The organism is Amycolatopsis sp. 195334CR (genome assembly GCF_017309385.1).
GTDB lineage: Bacteria > Actinomycetota > Actinomycetes > Mycobacteriales > Pseudonocardiaceae > Amycolatopsis.
On record NZ_JAFJMJ010000002.1, the window covers coordinates 1,849,142 to 1,870,236 of the forward strand.

At 70.2% G+C, this 21,095-nt stretch carries 19 protein-coding genes; 8 read left to right on the forward strand and 11 right to left on the reverse strand.

Features of this window, described 5'->3' with window-relative positions; genetic code table 11:
- Positions 1-14 precede the first annotated feature (14 nt).
- Positions 15-2,375 (forward strand): excinuclease ABC subunit UvrA, encoded by a 2,361-nt coding sequence (locus JYK18_RS31755; protein ID WP_242582304.1) that lies wholly within the window; start codon positions 15-17, stop codon positions 2,373-2,375.
- Positions 2,376-3,008: 633 nt separating this feature from the next.
- Here JYK18_RS31755 and JYK18_RS31760 read toward each other — a convergent pair.
- From JYK18_RS31760 to JYK18_RS31770, 3 genes are all read right to left on the reverse strand, one after another.
- Positions 3,009-3,824 carry an SAM-dependent methyltransferase gene (locus JYK18_RS31760; protein ID WP_206807102.1) on the reverse strand — a complete coding sequence of 272 codons (816 nt, stop codon included), beginning with the start codon at positions 3,822-3,824 and terminating at the stop codon, positions 3,009-3,011.
- Between the two features lie 98 nt (positions 3,825-3,922).
- Positions 3,923-4,687: a hypothetical protein gene (locus JYK18_RS31765; RefSeq protein ID WP_206807103.1), complete on the reverse strand. Its 765-nt coding sequence runs from the start codon at positions 4,685-4,687 to the stop codon at positions 3,923-3,925.
- Complete coding sequence (locus tag JYK18_RS31770) at positions 4,677-5,210, reverse strand: SigE family RNA polymerase sigma factor (RefSeq protein WP_307796142.1); 534 nt, start codon at positions 5,208-5,210, stop codon at positions 4,677-4,679. Before JYK18_RS31770 ends, JYK18_RS31765 begins: the two co-directional genes overlap by 11 nt.
- Before the next feature lie 91 nt (positions 5,211-5,301).
- Between JYK18_RS31770 and JYK18_RS31775 the strand changes: the two genes are divergently transcribed.
- Entirely contained in the window at positions 5,302-5,721 is a 420-nt protein-coding gene (locus JYK18_RS31775; RefSeq protein ID WP_242582305.1) for a nuclear transport factor 2 family protein, read from the forward strand.
- Here the strand turns inward: JYK18_RS31775 and JYK18_RS31780 are convergent.
- The 3 genes from JYK18_RS31780 to JYK18_RS31790 are packed head-to-tail and all read right to left on the reverse strand — an operon-like array spanning position 5,718 to position 9,330.
- Positions 5,718-7,721, reverse strand: a complete 2,004-nt coding sequence (locus JYK18_RS31780) for an acyltransferase family protein (RefSeq protein ID WP_307796143.1) — start codon at positions 7,719-7,721, stop codon at positions 5,718-5,720. The two genes, JYK18_RS31775 and JYK18_RS31780, sit on opposite strands and share 4 nt — an antisense overlap.
- On the reverse strand, positions 7,718-8,365 hold the full coding sequence (locus JYK18_RS31785; RefSeq protein ID WP_242582307.1) for a response regulator transcription factor: 648 nt from the start codon (positions 8,363-8,365) through the stop codon (positions 7,718-7,720). Before JYK18_RS31785 ends, JYK18_RS31780 begins: the two co-directional genes overlap by 4 nt.
- Positions 8,362-9,330, reverse strand: a complete 969-nt coding sequence (locus JYK18_RS31790; RefSeq protein ID WP_206807105.1) for a histidine kinase — start codon at positions 9,328-9,330, stop codon at positions 8,362-8,364. Before JYK18_RS31790 ends, JYK18_RS31785 begins: the two co-directional genes overlap by 4 nt.
- A 139-nt stretch (positions 9,331-9,469) precedes the next feature.
- Here JYK18_RS31790 and JYK18_RS31795 point away from each other — a divergent pair, with 139 nt between their 5' ends.
- Complete coding sequence (locus tag JYK18_RS31795; RefSeq protein WP_206807106.1) at positions 9,470-9,928, forward strand: CBS domain-containing protein; 459 nt, start codon at positions 9,470-9,472, stop codon at positions 9,926-9,928.
- 2 nt (positions 9,929-9,930) lie between these two features.
- Positions 9,931-11,217, forward strand: coding sequence for an SLC13 family permease (locus JYK18_RS31800; protein ID WP_206807107.1), 1,287 nt, complete (start codon positions 9,931-9,933; stop codon positions 11,215-11,217).
- Here the strand turns inward: JYK18_RS31800 and JYK18_RS31805 are convergent.
- On the reverse strand, positions 11,205-11,855 hold the full coding sequence (locus JYK18_RS31805; RefSeq protein ID WP_206807108.1) for a sterol desaturase family protein: 651 nt from the start codon (positions 11,853-11,855) through the stop codon (positions 11,205-11,207). The genes JYK18_RS31800 and JYK18_RS31805 overlap by 13 nt on opposite strands.
- A 94-nt stretch (positions 11,856-11,949) precedes the next feature.
- Here JYK18_RS31805 and JYK18_RS31810 point away from each other — a divergent pair, with 94 nt between their 5' ends.
- Positions 11,950-12,681 carry a FadR/GntR family transcriptional regulator gene (locus JYK18_RS31810; RefSeq protein WP_206807109.1) on the forward strand — a complete coding sequence of 244 codons (732 nt, stop codon included), beginning with the start codon at positions 11,950-11,952 and terminating at the stop codon, positions 12,679-12,681.
- Between the two features lie 284 nt (positions 12,682-12,965).
- Here the strand turns inward: JYK18_RS31810 and JYK18_RS31815 are convergent, their stop codons facing one another.
- The 3 genes from JYK18_RS31815 to JYK18_RS31825 are packed head-to-tail and all read right to left on the reverse strand — an operon-like array spanning position 12,966 to position 15,851.
- Positions 12,966-13,316, reverse strand: coding sequence for an MmcQ/YjbR family DNA-binding protein (locus tag JYK18_RS31815; RefSeq protein WP_206807110.1), 351 nt, complete (start codon positions 13,314-13,316; stop codon positions 12,966-12,968).
- An 11-nt stretch (positions 13,317-13,327) separates the two neighbouring features.
- A complete protein-coding gene (locus JYK18_RS31820) occupies positions 13,328-14,494 on the reverse strand; it encodes an AAA family ATPase (RefSeq protein ID WP_206807111.1) in 1,167 nt (388 codons plus the stop codon).
- A gap of 37 nt (positions 14,495-14,531) precedes the next feature.
- Complete coding sequence (locus tag JYK18_RS31825) at positions 14,532-15,851, reverse strand: SLC13 family permease (RefSeq protein ID WP_206807112.1); 1,320 nt, start codon at positions 15,849-15,851, stop codon at positions 14,532-14,534.
- Between the two features lie 214 nt (positions 15,852-16,065).
- On the opposite strand from JYK18_RS31825, the gene JYK18_RS31830 reads away from it, so the two are divergent.
- From JYK18_RS31830 to JYK18_RS31840, 3 genes are all read left to right on the forward strand, one after another.
- A complete protein-coding gene (locus JYK18_RS31830; RefSeq protein WP_206807113.1) occupies positions 16,066-17,232 on the forward strand; it encodes an alanine--glyoxylate aminotransferase family protein in 1,167 nt (388 codons plus the stop codon).
- 130 nt (positions 17,233-17,362) lie between these two features.
- Positions 17,363-19,291: an enoyl-CoA hydratase gene (locus JYK18_RS31835; RefSeq protein WP_206807114.1), complete on the forward strand. Its 1,929-nt coding sequence runs from the start codon at positions 17,363-17,365 to the stop codon at positions 19,289-19,291.
- Positions 19,292-19,343: 52 nt separating this feature from the next.
- Positions 19,344-20,618: a serine/threonine-protein kinase gene (locus tag JYK18_RS31840; protein ID WP_206807115.1), complete on the forward strand. Its 1,275-nt coding sequence runs from the start codon at positions 19,344-19,346 to the stop codon at positions 20,616-20,618.
- On the opposite strand, the gene JYK18_RS31845 is transcribed toward JYK18_RS31840, so the two are convergent.
- On the reverse strand, positions 20,609-21,088 hold the full coding sequence (locus JYK18_RS31845; protein ID WP_206807116.1) for a hypothetical protein: 480 nt from the start codon (positions 21,086-21,088) through the stop codon (positions 20,609-20,611). The two genes, JYK18_RS31840 and JYK18_RS31845, sit on opposite strands and share 10 nt — an antisense overlap.
- Between the last annotated feature and the right edge of the window lie 7 nt (positions 21,089-21,095).

Sequence of the window (21,095 nt, forward strand, 5' to 3'; positions counted from 1 at the left end):
TGGAGACAGGAACGATGAGCGAGCACGTTGCCGACAGCCATGACCTGATCCGCGTGCACGGCGCGCGGGTGAACAACCTTCGTGACGTCACGGTGGAGATCCCGAAGCGCCGGTTGACCGTTTTCACCGGAGTTTCGGGGTCTGGCAAGAGTTCACTGGTGTTCAGCACGATCGCCGCCGAGTCGCAGCGGATGATCAACGAGACCTACAGCACCTTCGTCCAGGGCTTCATGCCGACGCTGGCGCGGCCCGAGGTCGACGTGCTGGAGGGCCTCACCACGGCGATCATCGTCGACCAGGAGCGGATGGGGACGAACAACCCGCGGTCCACTGTGGGCACCGCGACCGATGCGAACGCGTTGCTGCGCATCCTGTTCAGCCGACTTGGCAAACCGCACATCGGTTCACCGAACGCGTATTCGTTCAACACGCCGTCGGTGACGGCCAGCGGCGCGATCACCGTCGAACGCGGGAACAAGAAGACCGTGCGGGCCACGTTCAGCCGCACCGGCGGGATGTGCCCGCGTTGTGAGGGCAGGGGAGCGGTGTCCGACATCGACCTCGCCCAGATCTTCGACGACTCCAAGTCCTTGCGCGAGGGCGCCATCACCGTGCCAGGGTACAAAGTGGACGGATGGTGGACGGTCGGCATCTTCATCGAGTCGGGTTTCCTCGACGCGGACAAGCCGATCCGGAAGTACACGAAGCGGGAGATGCAGGACTTCCTGTACAAGGAGCCGACGAAGGTCAAGGTCAACGGGGTCAACCTGACCTACGAGGGGCTGATCCCGAAGATCCAGAAGTCGTTCCTGTCCAAGGACAAGGAAGCGATGCAGCCCCACATCCGCGCCTTCGTCGAGCGGGCGGTCACCTTCACCACCTGCCCGGAATGCGACGGCACGCGGTTAAGCGAGGCCGCGCGGTCGTCGAAGATCAACGGCAAGAGCATCGCGGACCTGTGCGCCATGCAAATCAGCGACCTCGCCGAATGGGTGCGTTCCCTGAAAAAGCCGACCGTCGCACCACTGCTTTCGACGCTGCAACACACTCTCGACTCGTTCACCGAAATCGGCCTGGGTTACCTGTCGCTGGACCGCCCGGCCGGAACCCTGTCCGGCGGTGAAGCCCAGCGCACCAAACTCATCCGCCACCTCGGCTCCGCGCTGACCGACGTCACCTACGTCTTCGACGAACCCACCATCGGCCTGCACCCCCACGACATCCAGCAAATGAACGACCTGCTGCTCCGCCTGCGCGACAAAGGCAACACCGTGCTCGTCGTCGAACACAAACCCGAAACCATCGCCATCGCCGACCACGTCATCGACCTCGGCCCCGGCGCCGGCAGCAACGGCGGCACCATCACCTACCAAGGCCCCCTGAACGGCCTGCGCGCCAGCAACACCCTCACCGGCCGCCACCTCGACGACCGCGCCACCCTCAAACCCGAGGTCCGCCACCCCACCGGCGCCCTCGAAATCCGCAACGCCACCACCCACAACCTCCAGAACGTCAACGTCGACATCCCCCTCGGCGTGCTCTGCGTCATCACCGGCGTCGCCGGCTCCGGCAAAAGCTCCCTCCTGCACCGCTCCCTGCCCGCCGACGCCGGAGTCATCACCGTCGACCAAACCCCCATCCGCGGCTCCCGCCGCAGCAACCCCGCCACCTACACCGGCCTGCTCGACCCCATCCGCAAAGCCTTCGCCAAAACCAACAACGTCAAACCCGCCCTCTTCAGCGCCAACTCCGAAGGCGCCTGCCAAGTCTGCAACGGCGCCGGCGTCCTCTACACCGACCTCGGCATCATGGCCAGCATCACCACCACCTGCGAAGAATGCGACGGCAAACGCTTCCAACCCGCCGTCCTCGACTACCACCTCGCCGGCCGCGACATCAGCGAAGTCCTCGCCATGTCCACCGCCGAAGCCCTCGACTTCTTCGGCGATGGGGAGGCCCGCACCCCCGCCGCCCACACCATCCTCACCCGCCTGGTCGACGTCGGCCTCGGCTACCTCAAACTCGGCCAACCCCTCACCACGCTGTCCGGCGGCGAACGCCAACGCCTCAAACTCGCCACCCACATGAGCGACAACGGCGGCACCTACCTCCTCGACGAACCCACCACCGGCCTCCACCTCGCCGACGTCGAACAACTGCTCGGCCTACTCGACCGCCTCGTCGACAGCGGCAAATCCGTCATCGTCATCGAACACCACCAAGCCGTCATGGCCCACGCCGACTGGCTCATCGACCTAGGCCCCGGCGCCGGCCACGACGGCGGCCGCATCACCTACGAAGGCACCCCCGCCACCCTGGTCGCCAACCCCACCACCCTCACCGGCAAACACCTCGCCGACTACGTCAGCGCCTGAGGGGCCACCGTGCAGTGAATGTGGCTTTCACTGCGGAATCCGCCGTGAAAGCCACATTCACTGCACACGGGCCGAGGCGGCAGGGCTCGAAGGTGGCAGAGGAGGCGGCAACGCCGCGAAAGCCGCCTACGCGTCTTGGTAGCCCGGCTGGGCGGGGCTCCACCGTCACCGTGCTGTGAAAGCCACTTTCACTGCCGAATCCGCCGTGAAAGCGGCTTTCACAGCACCCGGGTTGGGCCGACCACCGGGCGGGCTGGTCCAGACCTCACCAAACCCAGGTCGCCGCGGGCGGGCCGGGGTGATTACTGTGGACAGCGCGTCCGAGGCCTCCTAGCCCGGGCACTGGTCTCCGGTCGCGCTCGCTGCTGGACCCGCCGAACCCCACTGGCGGGTCCAGCAGTCCGGACTCACTGGCGGTCCAGCAGTTCGGGCTCATTGGCGGTCCAGCGGTCCGGGCTCGTTGGCGGTCCAGCGGTCCGGGCTCATTGGCGGTCCAGCAGTTCGGGCTCGTTGGCGGTCCAGCGGTCCGGACTCACTGGCGGTCCAGCAGTCCGGGCTCATTGGCGGTCCAGCGGTCCGGGCTCATTGGCGGGTCCAGCAGGCCGGACTCGCTGGCGGTCCACCAGTCCGGGCTCAGTTCTTCCTGGCCACGCCACCGGTCATGAACCGCACGCCGATGGTGGTGGCGTCGGTGACGATGGTGTCCGGCCGCCACAGCGGCAGCGGCACGATCCCCGGCGCGAGCAGCTCCATGCCGTCGAAGTAGGCGGCCAGCTCGGCCGGGGTGCGCACGCGGCCGGTGCCCAGCTGCGAGAGCAGCACCTCCTCCAGCTGCGCGCTCTCCGGGCTGTCGCTGAGCCGGGTGAAGTTCGTGATGAAGAAGTACGAACCGGGTGCCACCGCGTCACGCAGCGTGCGCACGATGCCGGCCGGGTCCTCCTCGTCGAGCAGGTGGTGCAGGATGCCCACCAGCATCACGCAGACCGGCTTCGAGAAGTCGATCATGGCGTTGACCTCGGGGTGCTCCAGCACCTCACGGGGCTTGCGCAGATCGGCGGTGATCACCCGGGTGTTGTCGTTGTCCTGCAGCAGGGCCCGGCCGTGCGCCAGCACGATCGGGTCGATGTCGACGTAGACCACGCGAGCGTCCGGGTTGGCCTCCTGGGCCACCTCGTGCGTGTTGCGCGCGGTCGGCAGGCCGGAGCCGAGGTCGAGGAACTGGGTGATGCCCTGCTCGGCGGCGAGGTGGGTGACCACCCGGTGCAGGATCGCGCGGTTGTGCGCGGCGATCTCCTTGAGCTCCGGCATCACGCCGAGGCTCGCGTGGGCCACCTGGCGATCGATCTCGTAGTGGTCCTTGCCGTCGAGCATCACGTCGTACACGCGGGCGGCGGTCGGTACCCCGTCGTCGAGGATGACGACATCGGATTCGGTCGACTCGGCAGACATGTGGTGGTCGCACTCCTCACCGCTGGTCGGGAAACGCACCCAGGATAGTCACTCGGGCACATCCTGTCACAGAACGCGAACGTCCATCTGGCGGGGCGTCAATAGCCCAGGCGCACGAAGTCCGCCGGTACCTGGTGGGTGAGCAGGGCCCGGTTCTCCGGGGTGGCGGGCAGCCAGTCGAGGTCGGCGGACCGCCCGGCCGTGCCGACCCGGACCGGCAGGTGGGTGCCGGTGTCCACCCAGATCTCGAACGGTTCGTCCGCCGGACCGTAGAAGCCGGTGAGGTGGTAGGTGTCGCGGTCGCGGACGCGCTCGATCCGGCCGTCCCAGAGTGTGGTGGCGCTGTTCAGCTGCACCTTCGGGTCGAACATGCCCCACGGCATCGCGTAGTGGGCCAGCAGTCCCTCGCTGATCGGGCGGTCGTAGGCCTCCACCGTGCGGTTCCGGTAGTTCACCGCCTCTCGTCGTGAGCCGGTGTAGACCGTGTCGATCGTTTCGTCCCGGGCGTGCTGGCGGGCACGCAGCAGGCGCTCGCCACGGAGGAACCAGGTTTCCCTGCCCTCGTCCCGGATGCGCAGGATCATCCCGTCCGCGGCGTCGAAGGCGGCCCTGGCCTGCGGGACCACCCGGTCCAGCACCGGGGGAGCGGCGGGCGGGGCGGCCGGTCGCACCAGCAGGAACATCGCCGAGAGCAGCGCCGCCACCACCACGACGGCGGTCACGCCGGTGACGATCCGCCCGCGCCGGACGCGGGCGTCGTGCCGCGCGCGGAGGGTGTCGAACAGGTCCTCGCGTGGTTCGAGGTCCTCGGTGCCCAGGTGCAGTTCACGCCGGAGCAGCTCGGGGAACGGGTCATTCGGCATGGTGCACCTCGCGGTCTTCCGCCGCGCCGAGCAGGGCGCGGAGGCGGTTCAGCGCGCGGCTGGTGTGGGATTTGACCACGCCCTCCGAGCAGCCCATGGCCAGTGCGGTCTCGGCCACCGGGAGATCGGCGTAGTACCGCAGCACCACCACCTCGCGCTGGCGTTCCGGAAGCTGCCGCAACGCCGTGAGCAGTGCTTCCCGGTCGGCGATCCGCTGCACGGCGTCGCCGACGGCCGGTGGTTCGGCGGGCGCGGCCTCCTCCCGGACGCGGCGGCCGAGGTTGCGCCGCCGGTCCCGGGACAGGTTGACCAGCACGCGGCGGGCGTAGGCCTCCGGTTGCGCCGACGCTGCCTGCCAGCGCCACGCGGTGCGCAGCAACGTGGTCTGCAGAAGGTCTTCGGCATGCCCGCGGTCGCCGGTGAGCAGGTATGCCGTGCGCAGCAGGGCGGCCGAGCGGGCCGCGACGAAGTCCTCGAACACCGTGTCCAGCTCGTTCCTGGGGCCATTCCCGAACAGGCTCACACCAGCTAGAACTCCACCCGGCCGGCACCGGTTGTCCTGCCACGGCCGATTTCCGCCAGCATCCGGGGGAAAACCGCGGCAGGGTGACGGCATGACCACATCGACCACCCCGGCGCTGGACGTGCTGCGGGGCATGTACGCCGCGGAAGCCGAGTACCTCGCGGCCGGCGGTACCTCCTTCGAGCCACTGGCCCCGTTCTTCGCCCCGGACGTGGTGCTGCACCAGGCCGACGGACTGCCCTACGGCGGAACCTGGCGCGGCCACGACGGCCTGGCCGCCTTCTTCCGGGCGATGGGCCGGACCTGGGCCGCCTTCGACCTGGCCGAGCAGGAGTTCTTGGCCACCACCAGCCCGCTCGTCGTGCTGACCAGGGTGCGAGCCCGGGCCAGGGCGACCGGCCGCGAACTGGAGTTCCCGATCCTGCAGACGATCACCGTGGCGGACGGCCGGATCACCGAGGTCCGGCCGTTCTACTGGGACACCGCGGCCATCGCGGCCGCCTGCGCCTAGGACGGGGCGTCGGCGGTGGCCCAGCCGAGCGCGGTCTCCACCGCCTCCTCGACCATCGGCGCCATGGTGGACATGTAGGTGGCGGTGACGTGGTTGTCGTCCAGGTACAGCAACACGTTGCCGATCACCGGCGGGCACACCACCGGATCGCAGAAGTAGTCGCTGAAGTCGAGGAACGACACCTCCGGCGGCACGTCGTCGAGGCCGAGGTACGGCGGCTCCGGGGCGAAGAGGTCGGCTCGCGGGGTGGCGCATTCGGGTGCGGCCGGGCCGTTGGCGTCCACGCAGGCCGACGGCGAGAAGTTGTACCGCGGGTTGTCCCGCACGGCCAGCACCGGGATGCCCGCCGCGGCGATCTTGCGCCACTGCGCCACGTACCCCGGCGGGGTCCATTCGACCAGGCCCGGCCGCGCGTCCCTGGTTCCGACGGTGAACACCGCGTCCGGGCCGATCTCGGTGATCTCCTCGGCCACCGCGGCGTTCCAGTCCATGCACGGCTGGTCGCCCGGTACGCTCTCGGAGTCGGTGGAGAACGGGCAGCCGCCGCGCAGCATCGAGATGATCTGCCAGTTCTTCTGCTCCGCCACCGGCCGCAGCGCGGCGATGAACTGCTGCGAGTGGGAGTCCCCGGCGACCACGATCCGCTTCGACGGCGGATCGTGGAACTCCGTCGAGCAGACCGACAGCTCCTCGTGCCGGGGTGAGGTCTCGCAGTCGCCGGTGGCCGCGTACTCCTCGGGCAGGGAAAGGAAAGCCGGGGTCAGCGGCGGGTCGGGCGCGCCCCAGTACTCGAAGCCCGGCGTGTGCGCGCGGGCACCGGGATAGTCGGGATCACCGGCGGAAAGCGCGTACGAGTCGGCTTTCCAGCGGGCCGCGACCTGCCAGCCGCCGGTGGCCAGCAGCACCGGCACCATCGCGATCGCGGCGAACCGGTAGGTGCGCACCCGCACCTGGCGAGCCGGGTTCTCGACGAAGTGGTAGGTCAGCACGGCGAGCCCGGCCGACAGGGCGATGATGCCCAGCCCACCGGCGATGCCGATCTCCGTGCGCCCGCGCGCGACCAGGTAGAACACCAGGATCGGCCAGTGCCACAGGTAGAGCGCGTAGCTGATGTCCCCGACGTAGGTCATCGGGCGCGAGGCGAGGAACCGGTCGGCGCCGACGCTGCTGCCGCTCGCCCCGGCCAGCAGCACGGCCACCGCCGACAGCAGCGGCCACAGCGCCACGTACCCGGGGAACTGCTCGCCGACGGTCAGCACCAGACCGCACGAGATCAGCCCGGCGATGCCCAGCCAGCCCAGCAGCACCCGGGCCCACCTGTGCAGCGGCACCTTGTCGATGACCAACGCGAGCAGGCCGCCGAGCGCGAACTCCCACACGCGCGTCAGCGAGTGGAAGTACGCCAGCGGCTGGTCGATCGCGGTGAGCACCACCGAGAAGGCCAGCGAACCGGCGAACACCACGACCAGCGTGGTGGTCAGGAACCGCCGCGCCACCAGCGCGATCAGCAGCGGCCACACCAGGTAGAACTGCCCCTGGATGGACAGCGACCAGAAGTGCTGCACCACGCTGGACTGGTCGTGCTGGGTGAAGTAGTCGGCCGAATCGATCGCCAGGCGCCAGTTCTCCAGGAACAGCGCGCTGGCGAAGACCTCGCGAATGGTCTGGAACCAGCGGGCCTCCGGCAGCAGCAGCACCGAGGCGGCGATCACCGCCAGCAGCACGGTCAGCGCGGCGGGCAGCAGGCGCTTGAGCACCTTGCCCCAGAACTGCCGGAAGCGCACCGGCCCGCGTGCCCGCGCGCGCACCAGCTGGCCGGTCAGCAGGAACCCGGAGATCAGGAAGAACACGTCCACGCCGCCGGAGATGCGGCCGAGCCAGACGTGGTAGACCACCACCAGCACCACGGCGATCGCCCGGAGCCCCTGGAGTTCGGGACGATAACGCCGGGGGGACGCCCCCCGGGCCCCGGCTGGCAGGCGGTCAGGCCGTTCGGTCACAGTTCCACCAGCCCCGCCCTGATCGCGTACCTGGTCAGCGCCACCCGGTCGCGCATGCCGAGCTTCTGCAGGATGTTCGCGCGGTGGCGGTCGACCGTCTTCACGCTGATCACCAGCGTCTCGGCGATCTCCTTGGCGGAATGGCCCTCGGCGATCAGCTTGACGATCTCCTCCTCGCGCGGGGTGAGGATGCTGTCGGGCAGCCGGTCGCCCTGGCGGTCGCGGCGCAGGTAGTCGCGCACCAGCGCGGTCACCGCGCCCTGGTACAGGAACGGTTCCCCGCGCATGGCCGCCCGGCAGGCCTCCATCAGGTCCTGGTCGGCCACCGACTTGAGCACGTACCCCGAGGCCCCGGCCTTGAGCGCCTCGAAGAAGTACCGCTCGTTGTCGTACATCGACAGCATCAGGATGCGGATCTCCGGGGCGCGGCGGGAGATCTCGCGCGCGGCCTGGATGCCGGTCATCCTCGGCATCGCGATGTCCAGGATGGCCAGGTCGACCTCGCCGGCCACGGCCGCGTCGATCGCCTCGGCGCCGTCGGCGGCCTCGGCGACCACGGTCAGATCGGGTTCGGCGTCGAGGATCAGCCGGAGTCCGCGCCGCACCAGTGCGTGGTCGTCGGCGAGCAGGATGCGCGTGGTCAACGGGGCACCCGCAGGCAGACGTCGGTTCCGTCCGGTGTGGACTCCACGGTGAGTTTCGCGCCGATCAGCAGTGCCCGTTCCCGCATCCCGCGGATCCCCGCTCCTTCGTGGTCGATGCCGCCCCGGCCGTTGTCGGTCACGCGCAGCGTCAGCTCGCCGCGGCGGGCGGTCAGTGAAAGGTCCACTTCGGACGCCCCGGCGTGCCTGGCCACGTTGGTCAGGCTCTCCTGGGCGATCCGGTACAGCACCAGCTCGACGTCCGGGCTCAGCTCCGGCAGGTCGTGGTCCACCCACCGGTTCACCCGCAGCTCGCCGAACTCGCCGCTGAGCGAGTGCAGCGCGCTCTGCAGGCCGAGATCGGCCAGCACGCCGGGCCGCAGCCGCCGGGCGACCTGGCGGACCTCGTCCAGGCTGTCCCGCACGGTCTCCTGCATCGCGTGCAGTTCCTCCCGCAGTTCGGCAGGCGCGCGGTCGACGGTGCGCTTGAGCCCGAGCAGCACCACGGTCAGGCTCTGCCCGATCTCGTCGTGCAGTTCGCGGGCGATGCGCTGGCGTTCGGCCTCCTGCGCGGCGAGCGCGTGCGCGCTGCTCTCGCTGCGTTCGGCCTCCAGCCGGTCGAGCATGGTGTTGAAGGTGTGCACGAGGTGCGTCACGTCGCCGTTGCCGCGTTCGCTGAGCCGGTCGCTGGCGCGCAGCAGGTCCACCCGCTGCATCAGCGTGGCCAGCGCGTCGAGCGGGGCGAGGCTGGTCCGCACCAGCACCGCGTTGGCGGCCAGGATCAGCAGCAGGCCGATCACCAGCACCGGCAGCTCGGTGATCTGCACCGGGGAGGACACGGTGGCGGGGGAGAGGGCGAGCACCAGGGTGCCCGCGGTGAACAGCAGCCCGTTGATCACCAGCAGCCGCCGGAACAGAGCCTGGGTGGGGCGCAGTGATCCCTCAGTCGCCACACTGCGGTCGATCATCCCCTCACCCTGACCCGCGGTGGGGCGCCTGTCCATGGGAGTCAACACCCATTCGGGCTAGGGCCGGGCCCGCACCGGTGGCCCCGAATGGGTGCTCGCCCCGATGTTCTTCGCGCGCTGACCAGCGAAAACTCTGGGCATGCAGGTCAAGGACATCGCCGTGAACGTGCCCACGGTCACCGTGGCCGATCCGGTGGCGAAAGCGGTCCGGGTGATGGCGGTGGCCCGCCTCCCCGGCCTCATCGTGGTGGACAACCACGGCCGCCCGCGGATCGTACTGCCGGGGACCCAGGTGCTGCGGCTCGCCGTACCGGGCAGCTACCAGGAGGACCCGGCGCTGGCCAGGGCGGTGGACGAGGACCACGCCGACCGGTTCTGGCAGGAACTGGGCAACCTCACCGTCGGCGACTGCCTGCCCCGGCAGGCGGTCAAACCGGTCACCGTGCCGGAGAACGCCACCCTGCTGGAGGCCGCCGCGCTGATGGCGCGCCTGCACAGCCCGCTGCTGGCGGTGATCGTCCGCGACGGCACGCTGTCCGGCGCGATCACCCTGGAACGACTGCTGACCAGCCTCGCGCTGTCCGGATTCGGGGACTGATCTTGGGGCCCATCCTCGCACTGGCGATCTTCGGGGTCGCCTACTTCTTTATCGCCACCGAGAAGATCAACAAGGTCGCGGTGGTGCTCACCGCGGCGGGCGCGATGGCCGTGCTCGGGCTGATCCCCGGCTCGCAGGTGTTCTACTCCGAGCACGAGGGCATCGACTGGAACGTCATCTTCCTGCTGCTCGGCATGATGGTCATCGTCGGGGTGATCAAGCAGACCGGGCTGTTCGACTACCTGGGCATCTGGGCGGCGAAGAAGTCCAAGGGCAAGCCGTACCGGCTGATGGTGATGCTGATGGGCATCACCGCGGTGGCCTCGCCGTTCCTGGACAACGTCACCACGATCATGCTGGTCGCCCCGGTCACCGTGGTGGTCTGCAACCGGCTGCGCATCGCCGCCCAGCCGTACCTGATCGCCGAGATCCTGGCCTCGAACATCGGCGGCGCGGCCACCCTGATCGGCGACCCGCCGAACATCATCATCGGCAGCCGCGCCGGGCTGACCTTCAACGACTTCCTGGTGCACATGGCGCCGATCGTGGTGGTCATCTTCTTCGTCTTCGTGCTGCTGACCAAGGTGCTGTTCCGCCGGTCCTTCGAGTACCACCCGGAGCGGGTGGCCGAGGTGATGGCGTTGCAGGAGAAGCGCGCCATCACCGACTCGAAGCTGCTGGTGCGGTGCCTGGTGGTGCTGACCGGCGTGGTCGCCGGGTTCTCCCTGCACGCGGTGGTGCACGTGGACCCGTCGATCGTGGCGCTGGTCGGCGCCGGGGTGATGCTGCTGGTCTCGCGGGCCGACGTCGGTGACGCGCTGCGCGAGGTCGAATGGCCCACGCTGGTGTTCTTCATGGGCCTGTTCGTGATGGTGGCGGGCCTGACCCACACCGGGGTCATCTCGACGGTGGGCACCTGGGCGGTGGACGCGCTCGGCGACAACTACTTCGCCGCGGCGACCGCGCTGCTGTTCGGGTCGAGCGTGCTGGGCGCGTTCTTCGACAACATCCCGTACGTGGCCACGATGACGCCGATCGTGGAGGGCGTGGTCGCGCAGGTGCCGGACCCGGCCACCGGGCAGGCGCTGTGGTGGGCGTTCGCGCTCGGCGCCGACTTCGGCGGCAACGGCACGGCGGTGGCGGCCAGCGCGAACGTGGTGGCGATCGGCATCGCCGCGCGCACCGGGCACCGGATCAGCTTCTGGCAGTTCACCAAGTACGGCATCGTGGTGACCCTGCTGAGCACGGTGATGGCCTGGGTCTACGTCTGGCTGCGTTACTTCATGTAGCGGGCGTGGAGTGCTTTGACGGTGGGGGAGCTGGGCACGCCGGCCGGATCCGGGTACGTGCCCAGCACCCGGTCGGCGGTGCCCGAGCTGGTCACGGTGAACCAGTAGTGCTCGTTCTTGAAGTGGTGCAGCCGGTGGTTGCGCCAGATCGCGCGGTAGAGCCGGGTGCGCGGCTTGTAGTCGCTGTGCACCAGGTAGTGCGTCCACTCGTAGCCGAGCCCGAGCAGGCCGAGGCAGGTCAGGAAGGTCAGCCCGGTCTCGAGGCGGGGGAAGGCGAACAGGCCGATCGCGGTGGCCGCGGGCAGCAGCCAGCACAGGGTCTGCCACGGGATGAAGATCAGCGGCACGTCGCGGGGGTCGCCGTGGTGCTCGCGGTGCTTGCGGGCGAGTAGCGAGTCCAGGGTGAGCCCGCCGATCCGGCGTGGCCGCCAGTGCAGCACGGTCACGTGCACCACCCACTCGAACAGCGGGAACACCGCGATCATCAGCGCCGGGACCAGCAGGTCGCTGAGCCGCCAGTCGCCGAGGGTTGCGCGAGTGACCGCGGCGGCGAGCAGCAGCGCGCCGATCATCCACGGCGACGGGCGGCGGCGGAACACGCGGGCGGCGTCGGTGAGCGTCATCTGTTCGCGGGGCATCGGTGACCTCCTCGGCGATGGGCCCCGAACGTAGGTCGCTGATTGGTCAGAGGTCAAGTGGTAAGACCAATTAACCTTTTGCTAGGGTGGCGGCATGACCGCGTTCAAACGGGTGGAACGCCGCTCGGTGCCCGACGAGGTGTTCCAGCAGCTGGTGGACGGGGTGGTCGGCGGTGAGCTGGGGGCGGGCGCCAGCCTGCCCGCCGAACGGCAGCTCGCCGAGGTGCTCGGGGTTTCCCGGCCCGCGGTCCGCGAAGCGTTGCAGCGGCTCGCGCAGACGGGCTTGGTGGAAGTGCGCCAGGGCGGTGGCACCACCGTGCGCGACTACCGCAGTCACGCCGGGCTGGATCTGTTGCCGCGCCTGCTGATCCGCGGCGGTCAGCTCGACACGGCGGTGGTCAGGAGCATCATGGAGGCGCGGCTGGCGGTGGGGCAGGAGGTCGCCGCCCTGGCCGCGACGCGAGCCGGTGCGCGCCTGGAAAGCGTGCTGGGGGAAGCCATTTCGGCGCTTTCGGTGACCGAGGACCCGGTGGAGCAGCAGCGGCACGCGCTGGAGTTCTGGAGCCACGTGGTCGATGGCGCCGACTCGATCGTCTTCCGGTTGATGTTCAACAACCTGCGCGCCGCCTACGAGCCGGCGCTGGACGCACTGTCCACTGTGCTCGGTGCCGAAGTCGGGCGGGTGGGCCACTACCGGTCGGTCGCCGCTGCGATCGTGGCGGGGGAGGCGGCGGGAGCCAAGCAGCGGGCGGCGGAGTTGCTGCAGTTGGCTACCGATGAGATGGATGGGGTGTTGCGGGCGCTCGAAGCGTCAGCCGAGGCGTAGGCGGACGGCTTTGGGCAAACCGGCGAGGACGCGTTAGTAGGGTGGTCGATCAGGTCGCGCACCCGCCGGTCGCTCGTTGACGCGGTCGTGGTGGGGGAGGCCGTGGCGGGGGAAGTTGCGGCGGCTAAGTGGCGGGCGGCGGAGTTGTTGCAGTTGGCTACCGATGAGATGGATGGGGTGTTGCGGGCGCTCGAAGCGTCAGCCGAGGTGTAGGCGGACGGCTTTGGGCAGGCCGGTGACCACGTGTTCGTTGGCGTGGCGGGTGGGCCCGCGCGCTCGAAGCGTCAGCCGAGGCGTAGGCGCACCGCCTTGGGGAGGCCGGCGACTACGCGTTCGTAGGAGTGGTCGATCAGGTCGCGTACCTCGTCGTCCGGGACGGTGCCGTCGAGGACGATGGTGTTCCAGTGCCGTTTGTTCAGGTGGTAGCCCGGCGTGATGGCGGGGTGTTCGTGCCGCAGGTGCAGGGCCAGCTCCGGCTCGCACTTGAGCGAGACCGCGGCGGTTCTGTCCCGTGTGGACAACAGGGCGAAGATCTTGCCCTCCACCTTGTAGACGTCCAGGTCCGGGCCGAACGGGTGGTCCTCCACGGCAGCGGGCAGCGACAGCGCGTGCTCGCTCACCTCCTGTGGTCCCACGTGCTCTCCTTTCAGCGCTTCGGCCAGTGCCAGGCCGGGCGGTCCAGCCTGCCCTGCCCTTCCAGCACGGTCGCCCCGAATTCCTTCTCCAGTTCGAGCGAAGCCACGTCCCCGGAGATCTGCTCCAGTGCGCGCACCAGCGGCTGGGCGTGCGAGACCACCACGATCTGCGCTTCCTTCGCGGCGGTGGCGACCAGCGCGGCGAGCGCGGGCAGCAGCTCCGGGTGCAGGCTCGTCTCGGGTTCGTTGAGCACCAGCAGTTCCGGCGGGCGCGGGCTGAGCAGGGCGGCCACCCAGAGCAGGTAACGCAGCGTGCCGTCGGACAGTTCGGCGGCGCTGAGCGGGCGCAGCAGCCCGTGCTGGTGGAAGCGCAGCTCGAAGCGGCCGTCGGTGTTGTGCACGCTCAACGTCGAGCCCGGGAACGCGTCGTCGATGGCGGTGGCCAGTGCGGTGGCGTCGCCGAACTCCTGGATGGTGCGCAACGCGGCGGCCAGGTCACCACCGTCGTGGTCGAGCACCGGGGTCCGCGTGCCGATGCGCGGCTGTCGCGCCGGGGCGTCGGCGTCGGTGCGGAAGTGGTCGTAGAACCGCCACGACCGGATGCGCTCGCGCACCAGCAGCAGTTCGGGGCAGGCCCGGGGATCGGCGTACTCGCTGAGCATGCTGTCGGTCAGCCCGATGCGGTGCGGGTCCTCGGTCCAGCCACCACCCGGCTCGCGGGTGCGCACCACCGGCCCGGCGCGATCGGCCAGCAGCGCCGCCGGGCGCAGCACCGGACCGTGCCAGACGGCTTCCCGCTTGAACTCCGGGTCCAGGTTGAACGCCGATTCGCCGGGCACCGGCAGGCCGAGGTCGAGCGCGTACCCGAACTCGTCCCCGGCGAACCCGAGCCGCAACCCGACCGGCTTCGTGCGGCGCGTGCCCTGCACCGGCGCGCGCCCTTCGCGGACCGCCTTGCCGTGCACCTCCGGCCCCGCCCACAACGTGGACGGCAACCCGCCCTCGCGCGCGAGCGCGGCCACGGCACCGTTGCGCGCGGTGTCGGCGAGCAACCGCAGCGCGCGGTACAAACTGGACTTGCCGCTGCCGTTGGCGCCGGTGACCACGGTCAGCTTGGCCAGCGGCAGCACCAGGTCCCGCAGCGAGCGGTAGTTCTCGACGGCCAAGGTGGTGAGCACACCCCGACGCTAACCCACACCCCCGACAGAATCGGCGCTACAGCCACCCGGGGGCCACGAAGATCAGCCAGGTCAGCACGGGCGCCACCAGGATCATGCTGAACCCCCACCGCATGAGCTTGCCGAACACCTGCTCCCGCGTGTCTTCGGTGGCGTTGGCGACCACCAGCGCCCCACTGGTCGAGAACGGCGAAGAGTCGACCACCGACGAGGACAGCGACAGCGCGATGATCAGCCCGACCGCGCCCACCTCACCGGCCAGCAGGAACGGCACGGCCAGCGGGATCAGCGCGCCGAGGATGCCGGTGGTGGAAGCGAAAGCCGAGACCGCGGCGCCGATCAGGCAGATGATCATCGCGGCCAGCAGCGGGATGCCGATCCCGGCCACCTGGTCGCCGAGGAAGGTGATCGTGCCCGCGCGTTCCATCAGGCTGACGAAGGTGACGATGCCGCAGATCAGCAACACGGTCGGCCACGCGACCTGGGCCACCGCGCCCTTCGCGCTCTTCGGCGAGGCCAGCGAGAGCAGGACCGCCACGGTGATCGCGGTGAACCCGACGTCCAGGTCGAAGAACAGCACGCCGACGGTCAGCGCGACCAGTCCGGCCAGGGTGAGCGCGCGGTCCACGGTGAGGCGACCGGCCTCCTCGGCTTCGGCGTCGGTGGTGCCGGTGCCGCCGGTGGCCGGCGGCGGGGTGTCGCCGGTGGACGGACCGCCGACCGCCGCCAGTTCCGCCGTTTCCCGGCCGCGCGCGAGCAGTTTCCGCCCGCCGAAGAGGAAGAACACCACCACGCTGAGCGCCACGTTGAACACGAACGAGCTGACGAACAGCAGGAACGGGTTGCCCGGCAGGTTGTTCCGGGTGACCACGCCGTTGACGATGCCGCCGAAGATGCTCATCGGGGAGAACCCACCGGCACTGGCACCGTTGATGATGAACAAGCCCATCATCGCCGGGTTGATCCGGTACCGGATGGCGAAGCCCATGCCGATCGGCGCGATGATCGCCACCGCCGCGGGCACCACCGCGCCGACCGCCGTCAGCACCGCGGTGACCAGGAACATCATCCACGGCACCAGCGCGATCCGGCCCTGCACCAGCCGGACCGCGCGGTGCACCAGCCAGGTGACCGTGCCGTTGTTGGTGGCGATGGCGAACAGGTAGGTGACGCCGACCAGGATGACGAAGAGGTCGCCGGGGAAGCCGCCGACGATGTCGTCGCTGGACTCGCCGAGCACCAGGGTGCCGACCGCGAACGCGGCGACGAAGGCGAGCGCGCCCATGTGCACCGGGAGCACCGTGGCGATCAGGAACACCGCCACCAGCGTGGCGATCATGATGAGCTGGACCGACATGCGTACTCCCAGTGATCGGTGAGGACAGCCGGGCATTAGTTCCGCATTACGGAATCTCGGTTCCGTAAGGAGCGAGTATGGTCTCGGTCACACTGGTCGTCAAGGCTTGGCGGGTGTGGGACTTCTCGACTCGACCCCACCACCGCGGCCGGGCTAGAGTTCACATGGCGGTAGCTGGATTCCGGTATGCGGACACGTCCGAGAGGACCTGCCAATGAGTTTCGCGGGCGGCAGGCATTTCCTGCAGATCCCCGGCCCCACCAACGTGCCCGACTCGGTGCTCCGGGCGATGGCCGCGCCGACGATCGACCACAGAGGACCGGAGTTCGGCGAACTCGGCCGCGCCGTGCTCGCCGGGCTGAAGCCGGTTTTCGGCACCACGAACCCGGTGGTGATCTACCCGGCGTCCGGCACCGGCGCCTGGGAAGCCGCGCTGGTCAACACGCTCAGCCCCGGCGATCGGGTGCTCTGCTTCGAAACCGGGCACTTCGCCACGCTGTGGCAGGACATGGCGCGCAAGCTCGGGCTGACCGTCGACTTCGTGCCGGGGGACTGGCGCCACGGCGTCGATCCGGCGGAGGTGGCCGACCGGCTCGGCCGCGACACCGCACACGAGATCCAGGCCGTTTGCGTGGTGCACAACGAAACCTCGACCGGGGTGACCAGCCGGATCGCCGAGATCCGCGCGGCGATCGACGCCGCCGGGCACCCGGCGCTGCTGCTCGTGGACACCATCTCCTCACTCGGTTCCATCGACTACCGGCACGACGAATGGGGTGTCGACGTCACCGTCGCCGGTTCGCAGAAGGGACTGATGCTGCCACCGGGCCTGAGCTTCACCGCGATCAGCGACAAAGCCCTTGCCGCGTCGGAGAAAGCGAAGTTGCCACGGTCCTTCTGGGACTGGCGGCCGATGCTCGATGCCGGTGCTCGCGGCTACTTTCCCTACACCCCGGCCACCAACCTGCTCTACGGTCTGCGGGAAGCGTTGCGGTTGCTGGAAGCCGAGGGCCTGCCGAACGTCTTCGCGCGCCACATCCGCCACGCCGAGGCGACGCGTGCGGCGGTGGCGGGCTGGGGGCTGGAGGTGCTGTGCGCCGACGAACGCGAGCACTCCGCCGCGCTGACCGCGGTGATCGTGCCCGAAGGCCATGACGCGGACAAGATCCGCGCGCTCATCCTGGACCGCTTCGACATGTCGCTCGGCGCCGGGCTGGGCAAGCTCGCCGGGCGCGTCTTCCGGATCGGGCACCTCGGCTCGTTCAACGACCTGAGCCTGGCGGGCACGCTCTCGGGCGTGCAGATGGGCTTGGCCCTGTCCGGCGTGCCGATCCGGCCCGAGGGCGTCAACGCCGCGCTCGACCGGCTTTCGGTGGCGTGATGGTGCCTGTACTCGATCACGCCGCGAGCGGTGGTGTTCCCGAAGCACACCGCGGACGTGGTGGCCGGCAGATTTTCCACGGAGCCCGCCGCACGGCGTGGCATCCGGTCGAACTGATCGGGGAGGCAAGGTGACGGGCCCGCTCCACGGCATCACGGTGCTCGAGGTCGGTGTGTTCATGGCGGCGCCGTTCGCCACGGCGCAGCTGGCCGATCTGGGTGCCAGGGTGATCAAGGTCGAATCCCGCGAGGCCCGTGACCCGGTGCGCGCCACCGGACCGTTCGTCGGCGGGGTGAGCAGCACCTTCCTGCGGCTCAACCGGAACAAGGAAGCCGTCGAACTGGATCTGAAGTCCGAAGCCGGGCGGACGGCGTTCCTCCGGCTGGCCGCCGCGGCGGACGTGGTGGTGGAGAACCTGCGCCCGGGCGCGATGCGGCGGCTGGGCCTCGGGCCGGACGAGCTGCTCGCCGAGAACCCCGGGCTGGTCTACGCCTCGGCGTCGGGATGGGGGCAGGACGGTCCGCTGGCCGACCAGCCGGGGCTGGACATCATGGCGCAGGCCCGGTCCGGGCTGATGTCGGTGACCGGCGACCCCGGCGCGGGGCCGGCGAAGGTCGGCGTGCCGGTGTGCGACCTGACCTGCGGGCTGTACGTGGCGCTGGCCGTGACCGCCGCGCTGCGTCACCGCGACCGGACCGGTGAAGGCCAGCACGTGGACGTTTCCCTGCTGGAGTCCGGGGTTTCACTCGCGGTCTGGGAGGTCGGGCGCTACTTCGCCACCGGCGAGGCGGGGGAGCGGCACGGCACCGCGCACCAGTCGCAGGCGCCGTACCAGGCGGTGGCGGCGGCCGACGGCTGGGTGACCGTCGGCGCGATCACGCCGAACACCTGGGCCGCGTTCACCAAGGCGCTCGGCCGCGAGGACCTGTACGACGACCCGCGGTACGAGAGCAGCACCTCGCGGCTGGAATTGCGTGGCGAGCTGATCCCGGACATCGAGCGCACGACGCGCGAGCACACCACGGCGGACCTGGTGGCGACGCTGACCGCGGCCGGGGTGCCGTGCGCGCCGATCTCCGATTACACCGAGGTGTTCACCGACGACCACCTCACCCAGCGCGAGTTCTTCTGGGACACCGAGCACCCGGTCGCCGGGCCGGTGCGCCAGCTCGGCTCGCCCATGCGCTTCTCCCGCACCCCGGCGCGGCGGGACACCGCCGGACCGGATTTCGGGCAGCACACGGAAAAGGTGCTCGCGGAGTTCGCGCCGGAGCCGGTGGCCGACCCCGGCGACGACCTCCTCGTCGAACTCGAGGACGACGTGCTGACGGTGACGTTCAACCGGCCGGAGTCCCGCAACGCGCTCACCTTCGCCATGTACGAGGGCCTGTACGCGGCCTGCGAACGGGCGGACGCCGATCCGGCCGTCCGGGTGCTGGTGCTGCGGGGAACCGGGGACAAGGCGTTCGTCGCGGGCACGGACATCCGGCAGTTCGCCGAATTCCGCACGGGCCAGGACGGGGTGGACTACGAGGCTTCGATCGCGCGAGTGGTGGACCGGCTGGAAGCGGTCCGGAAACCGACGGTGGCGGTGGTGCGCGGAGCCTGCACGGGTGGCGGGCTGGCGCTCGCGGCGGCGTGCGATCTGCGGGTCGCGGACACCAGGGCCCGGTTCGGCGTGCCGATCGCCAGGACGCTCGGGAACTGCTTGTCCGCCAACACGATCTCCCTCCTGGTGGGCCACGTGGGCCCGGGCCCGGCGCTGGACCTGCTGTTGCGCGGCCGTCTGCTCGACGCGGAGGCGGCCCAGCGCGCCGGGTTGCTGAGCGAACTCGTGGCTCCGGAGGAACTGGACGAGGCGGTTCAAGGTGTGCTGGCGGATCTCCGGCGGAACGCGCCGCTGACCCAGTGGGCGAGCAAGGAGATCGTCCGCCGGATGCGGCGGCGGATGCTGGTGCCCGACGAGGACGTGGTGGCGAAGGTGTGGGGCAGCGAGGATTTCGCCTGCGGCGTGCGCTCGTTCGTGGCCGGGGAGAAGCCCACCTGGACGGGCCGCTGAGAAATCCCGAGATCGGGTTGAACCATTCCGTGTGCTGATCCGTGTGCCCGGCGTGACGGACAGCGGAGTGGTGATCGCGGGACGCTACCGGCTGGCGGACCGTGCGGGTGAAGGTGCGATGGGCGCGGTGTGGCGCGCCACGGACGAGCGGCTGGGCCGGGTGGTCGCCGTCAAGCAACTGGGGACCGATGATCCCCGTGCGATGCGCGAGGCGCGCGTCGCGGCCAGGCTGCGGCACCCCCACGCGGTGACCGTGCACGACGTGGTGGACAGCCCCGAGGGCACCTACCTGGTGATGGAGTACGTGCCGTTGAGCCTGGCCACGCTGCTGCGGGGCGGGCGGCGGCCCGCGGTGGCGCAGGTGGCCAGGATCGGCGCGCAGGTGGCGTCGGCACTGGCCGCGGCGCACGAACTCGGCATCGTGCACCGGGATGTCACCCCGGGCAACATCCTGCTCGGGCCGGGGCAGACCGCGAAGATCGCCGACTTCGGGATTTCACGGGCGCCGGGGGAGGAGATGGTGACCGCGGCCGGGTTCATCGCGGGCACCCCGGCCTACCTCGCGCCGGAGGTCGCCGCGGGCGGGCAGGCCACGCCGGCCTCCGACGTGTTCTCGCTGGGCGCGACGCTGTACACGGCGATGGAGGGAAAACCGCCGTACGGCAAGGAACCGACGACGCTGGCGATGCTGATGCGGATCGTCGAGGGCGAGCTGGAGCCGCCGCGCCGCAGCGGGCCGCTGACCGGGATCCTGCTGCACATGCTCCGGCGAGACCCGGGCGAACGGCCGACCATGGCGCAGGTGCACGCGGAACTCTCCCCGCCACGGCCGCGTCCGGTGGCGTTGCCGGTCCTTTCGCCGGTGGCGGCTTCGGGTGCCGGGGACCCGTGGCAGCCCGCGCGGCGTCCTCGGTGGCGCGTGGCGGTGGTGCTGGGGCTGGCGGCGGCGGGGTTGGCCGGCGGGGGTGTGCTGGCCGGGTACGCGACGAGCGGGGGTGGGGCGGTGACCGGGTCGGCGGAGCTGGTCGCCGCGCCCAGCGCCTGCGAGGCCCGGCTGGAGGTGACCAACTCGTGGCCCGGCGGCTACCAGGCGCGGGTGGTGGTGCGGAACGTGCACCCGGCCGCCATCGACGGCTGGGCGGTGCACTGGGCGCAGCCCGCCGGGCACGCGCTGAACGACCTGTGGAACGGCCGCCTGGACCAACGCGGTGACGAGATCACCGTGACGGGCGGGGTGCTCGGTGCCGGGAGCAGCACGGATTTCGGCTTGATCGCGGGGGTGCACTCCGACAACCCGGTGCTGCCCGCGGTGACCTGTCAGGCCTGAAGCGTGCTGGGCATGCTCACCGAGAGCAGCACGACCACCTCCCCGGGCGGCACGTTCCGGGGATGGCTGGTCCCGCCTTGGCAGGTGATCCTGGCGACGCCCGTTCTCGCGAAGTAGACCGACAGCTCGCGCGCCCCGTCGTGGGCGGCGAGCTTGCTCAGGCCGGGGTGCCCCGGATCCTGGAAGGCGTTTTGGACGCGGTAGGGGTTCGGGTCCACGGGCTCGAGGCGGAATCCCACCCGCGCGGCCGCGTCGCGCAACACGGGTTCGGGGTCCGGGACGAGCGGCAGGGTGAAGGTGACCTCGTGCCACGGCCGGTCGTTGTCCATGCCGTAGCCGCTGTCCCCGTTGTCGCACCAGATGTTGGGGGTCAGCTGGTCCAGCACGGAGGCGGTCACCGGCTTGGCCGCGTTCGCGCAGCCGGTGGCCAGCAGCAGCACCGGCGCCGGCCAGAGCCATTTCCCGCGCATCGCGGCA

Excerpts from the sequence above, each read along its gene's own strand:
- JYK18_RS31805 (WP_206807108.1), bottom strand. The coding sequence starts at position 11,855 with ATGCCCCGCGAACAGATGACGCTCACCGACGCCGCCCGCGTGTTCCGC.
- JYK18_RS31765 (WP_206807103.1), bottom strand. The coding sequence starts at position 4,687 with ATGCCGAATGACCCGTTCCCCGAGCTGCTCCGGCGTGAACTGCACCTG.
- JYK18_RS31775 (WP_242582305.1), top strand. The coding sequence starts at position 5,302 with ATGACCACATCGACCACCCCGGCGCTGGACGTGCTGCGGGGCATGTAC.
- JYK18_RS31755 (WP_242582304.1), top strand. The coding sequence starts at position 15 with ATGAGCGAGCACGTTGCCGACAGCCATGACCTGATCCGCGTGCACGGC.
- JYK18_RS31760 (WP_206807102.1), bottom strand. The coding sequence starts at position 3,824 with ATGTCTGCCGAGTCGACCGAATCCGATGTCGTCATCCTCGACGACGGG.
- JYK18_RS31795 (WP_206807106.1), top strand. The coding sequence starts at position 9,470 with ATGCAGGTCAAGGACATCGCCGTGAACGTGCCCACGGTCACCGTGGCC.
- JYK18_RS31830 (WP_206807113.1), top strand. The coding sequence starts at position 16,066 with ATGAGTTTCGCGGGCGGCAGGCATTTCCTGCAGATCCCCGGCCCCACC.
- JYK18_RS31790 (WP_206807105.1), bottom strand. The coding sequence starts at position 9,330 with ATGATCGACCGCAGTGTGGCGACTGAGGGATCACTGCGCCCCACCCAG.
- JYK18_RS31825 (WP_206807112.1), bottom strand. The coding sequence starts at position 15,851 with ATGTCGGTCCAGCTCATCATGATCGCCACGCTGGTGGCGGTGTTCCTG.
- JYK18_RS31810 (WP_206807109.1), top strand. The coding sequence starts at position 11,950 with ATGACCGCGTTCAAACGGGTGGAACGCCGCTCGGTGCCCGACGAGGTG.
- JYK18_RS31845 (WP_206807116.1), bottom strand. The coding sequence starts at position 21,088 with ATGCGCGGGAAATGGCTCTGGCCGGCGCCGGTGCTGCTGCTGGCCACC.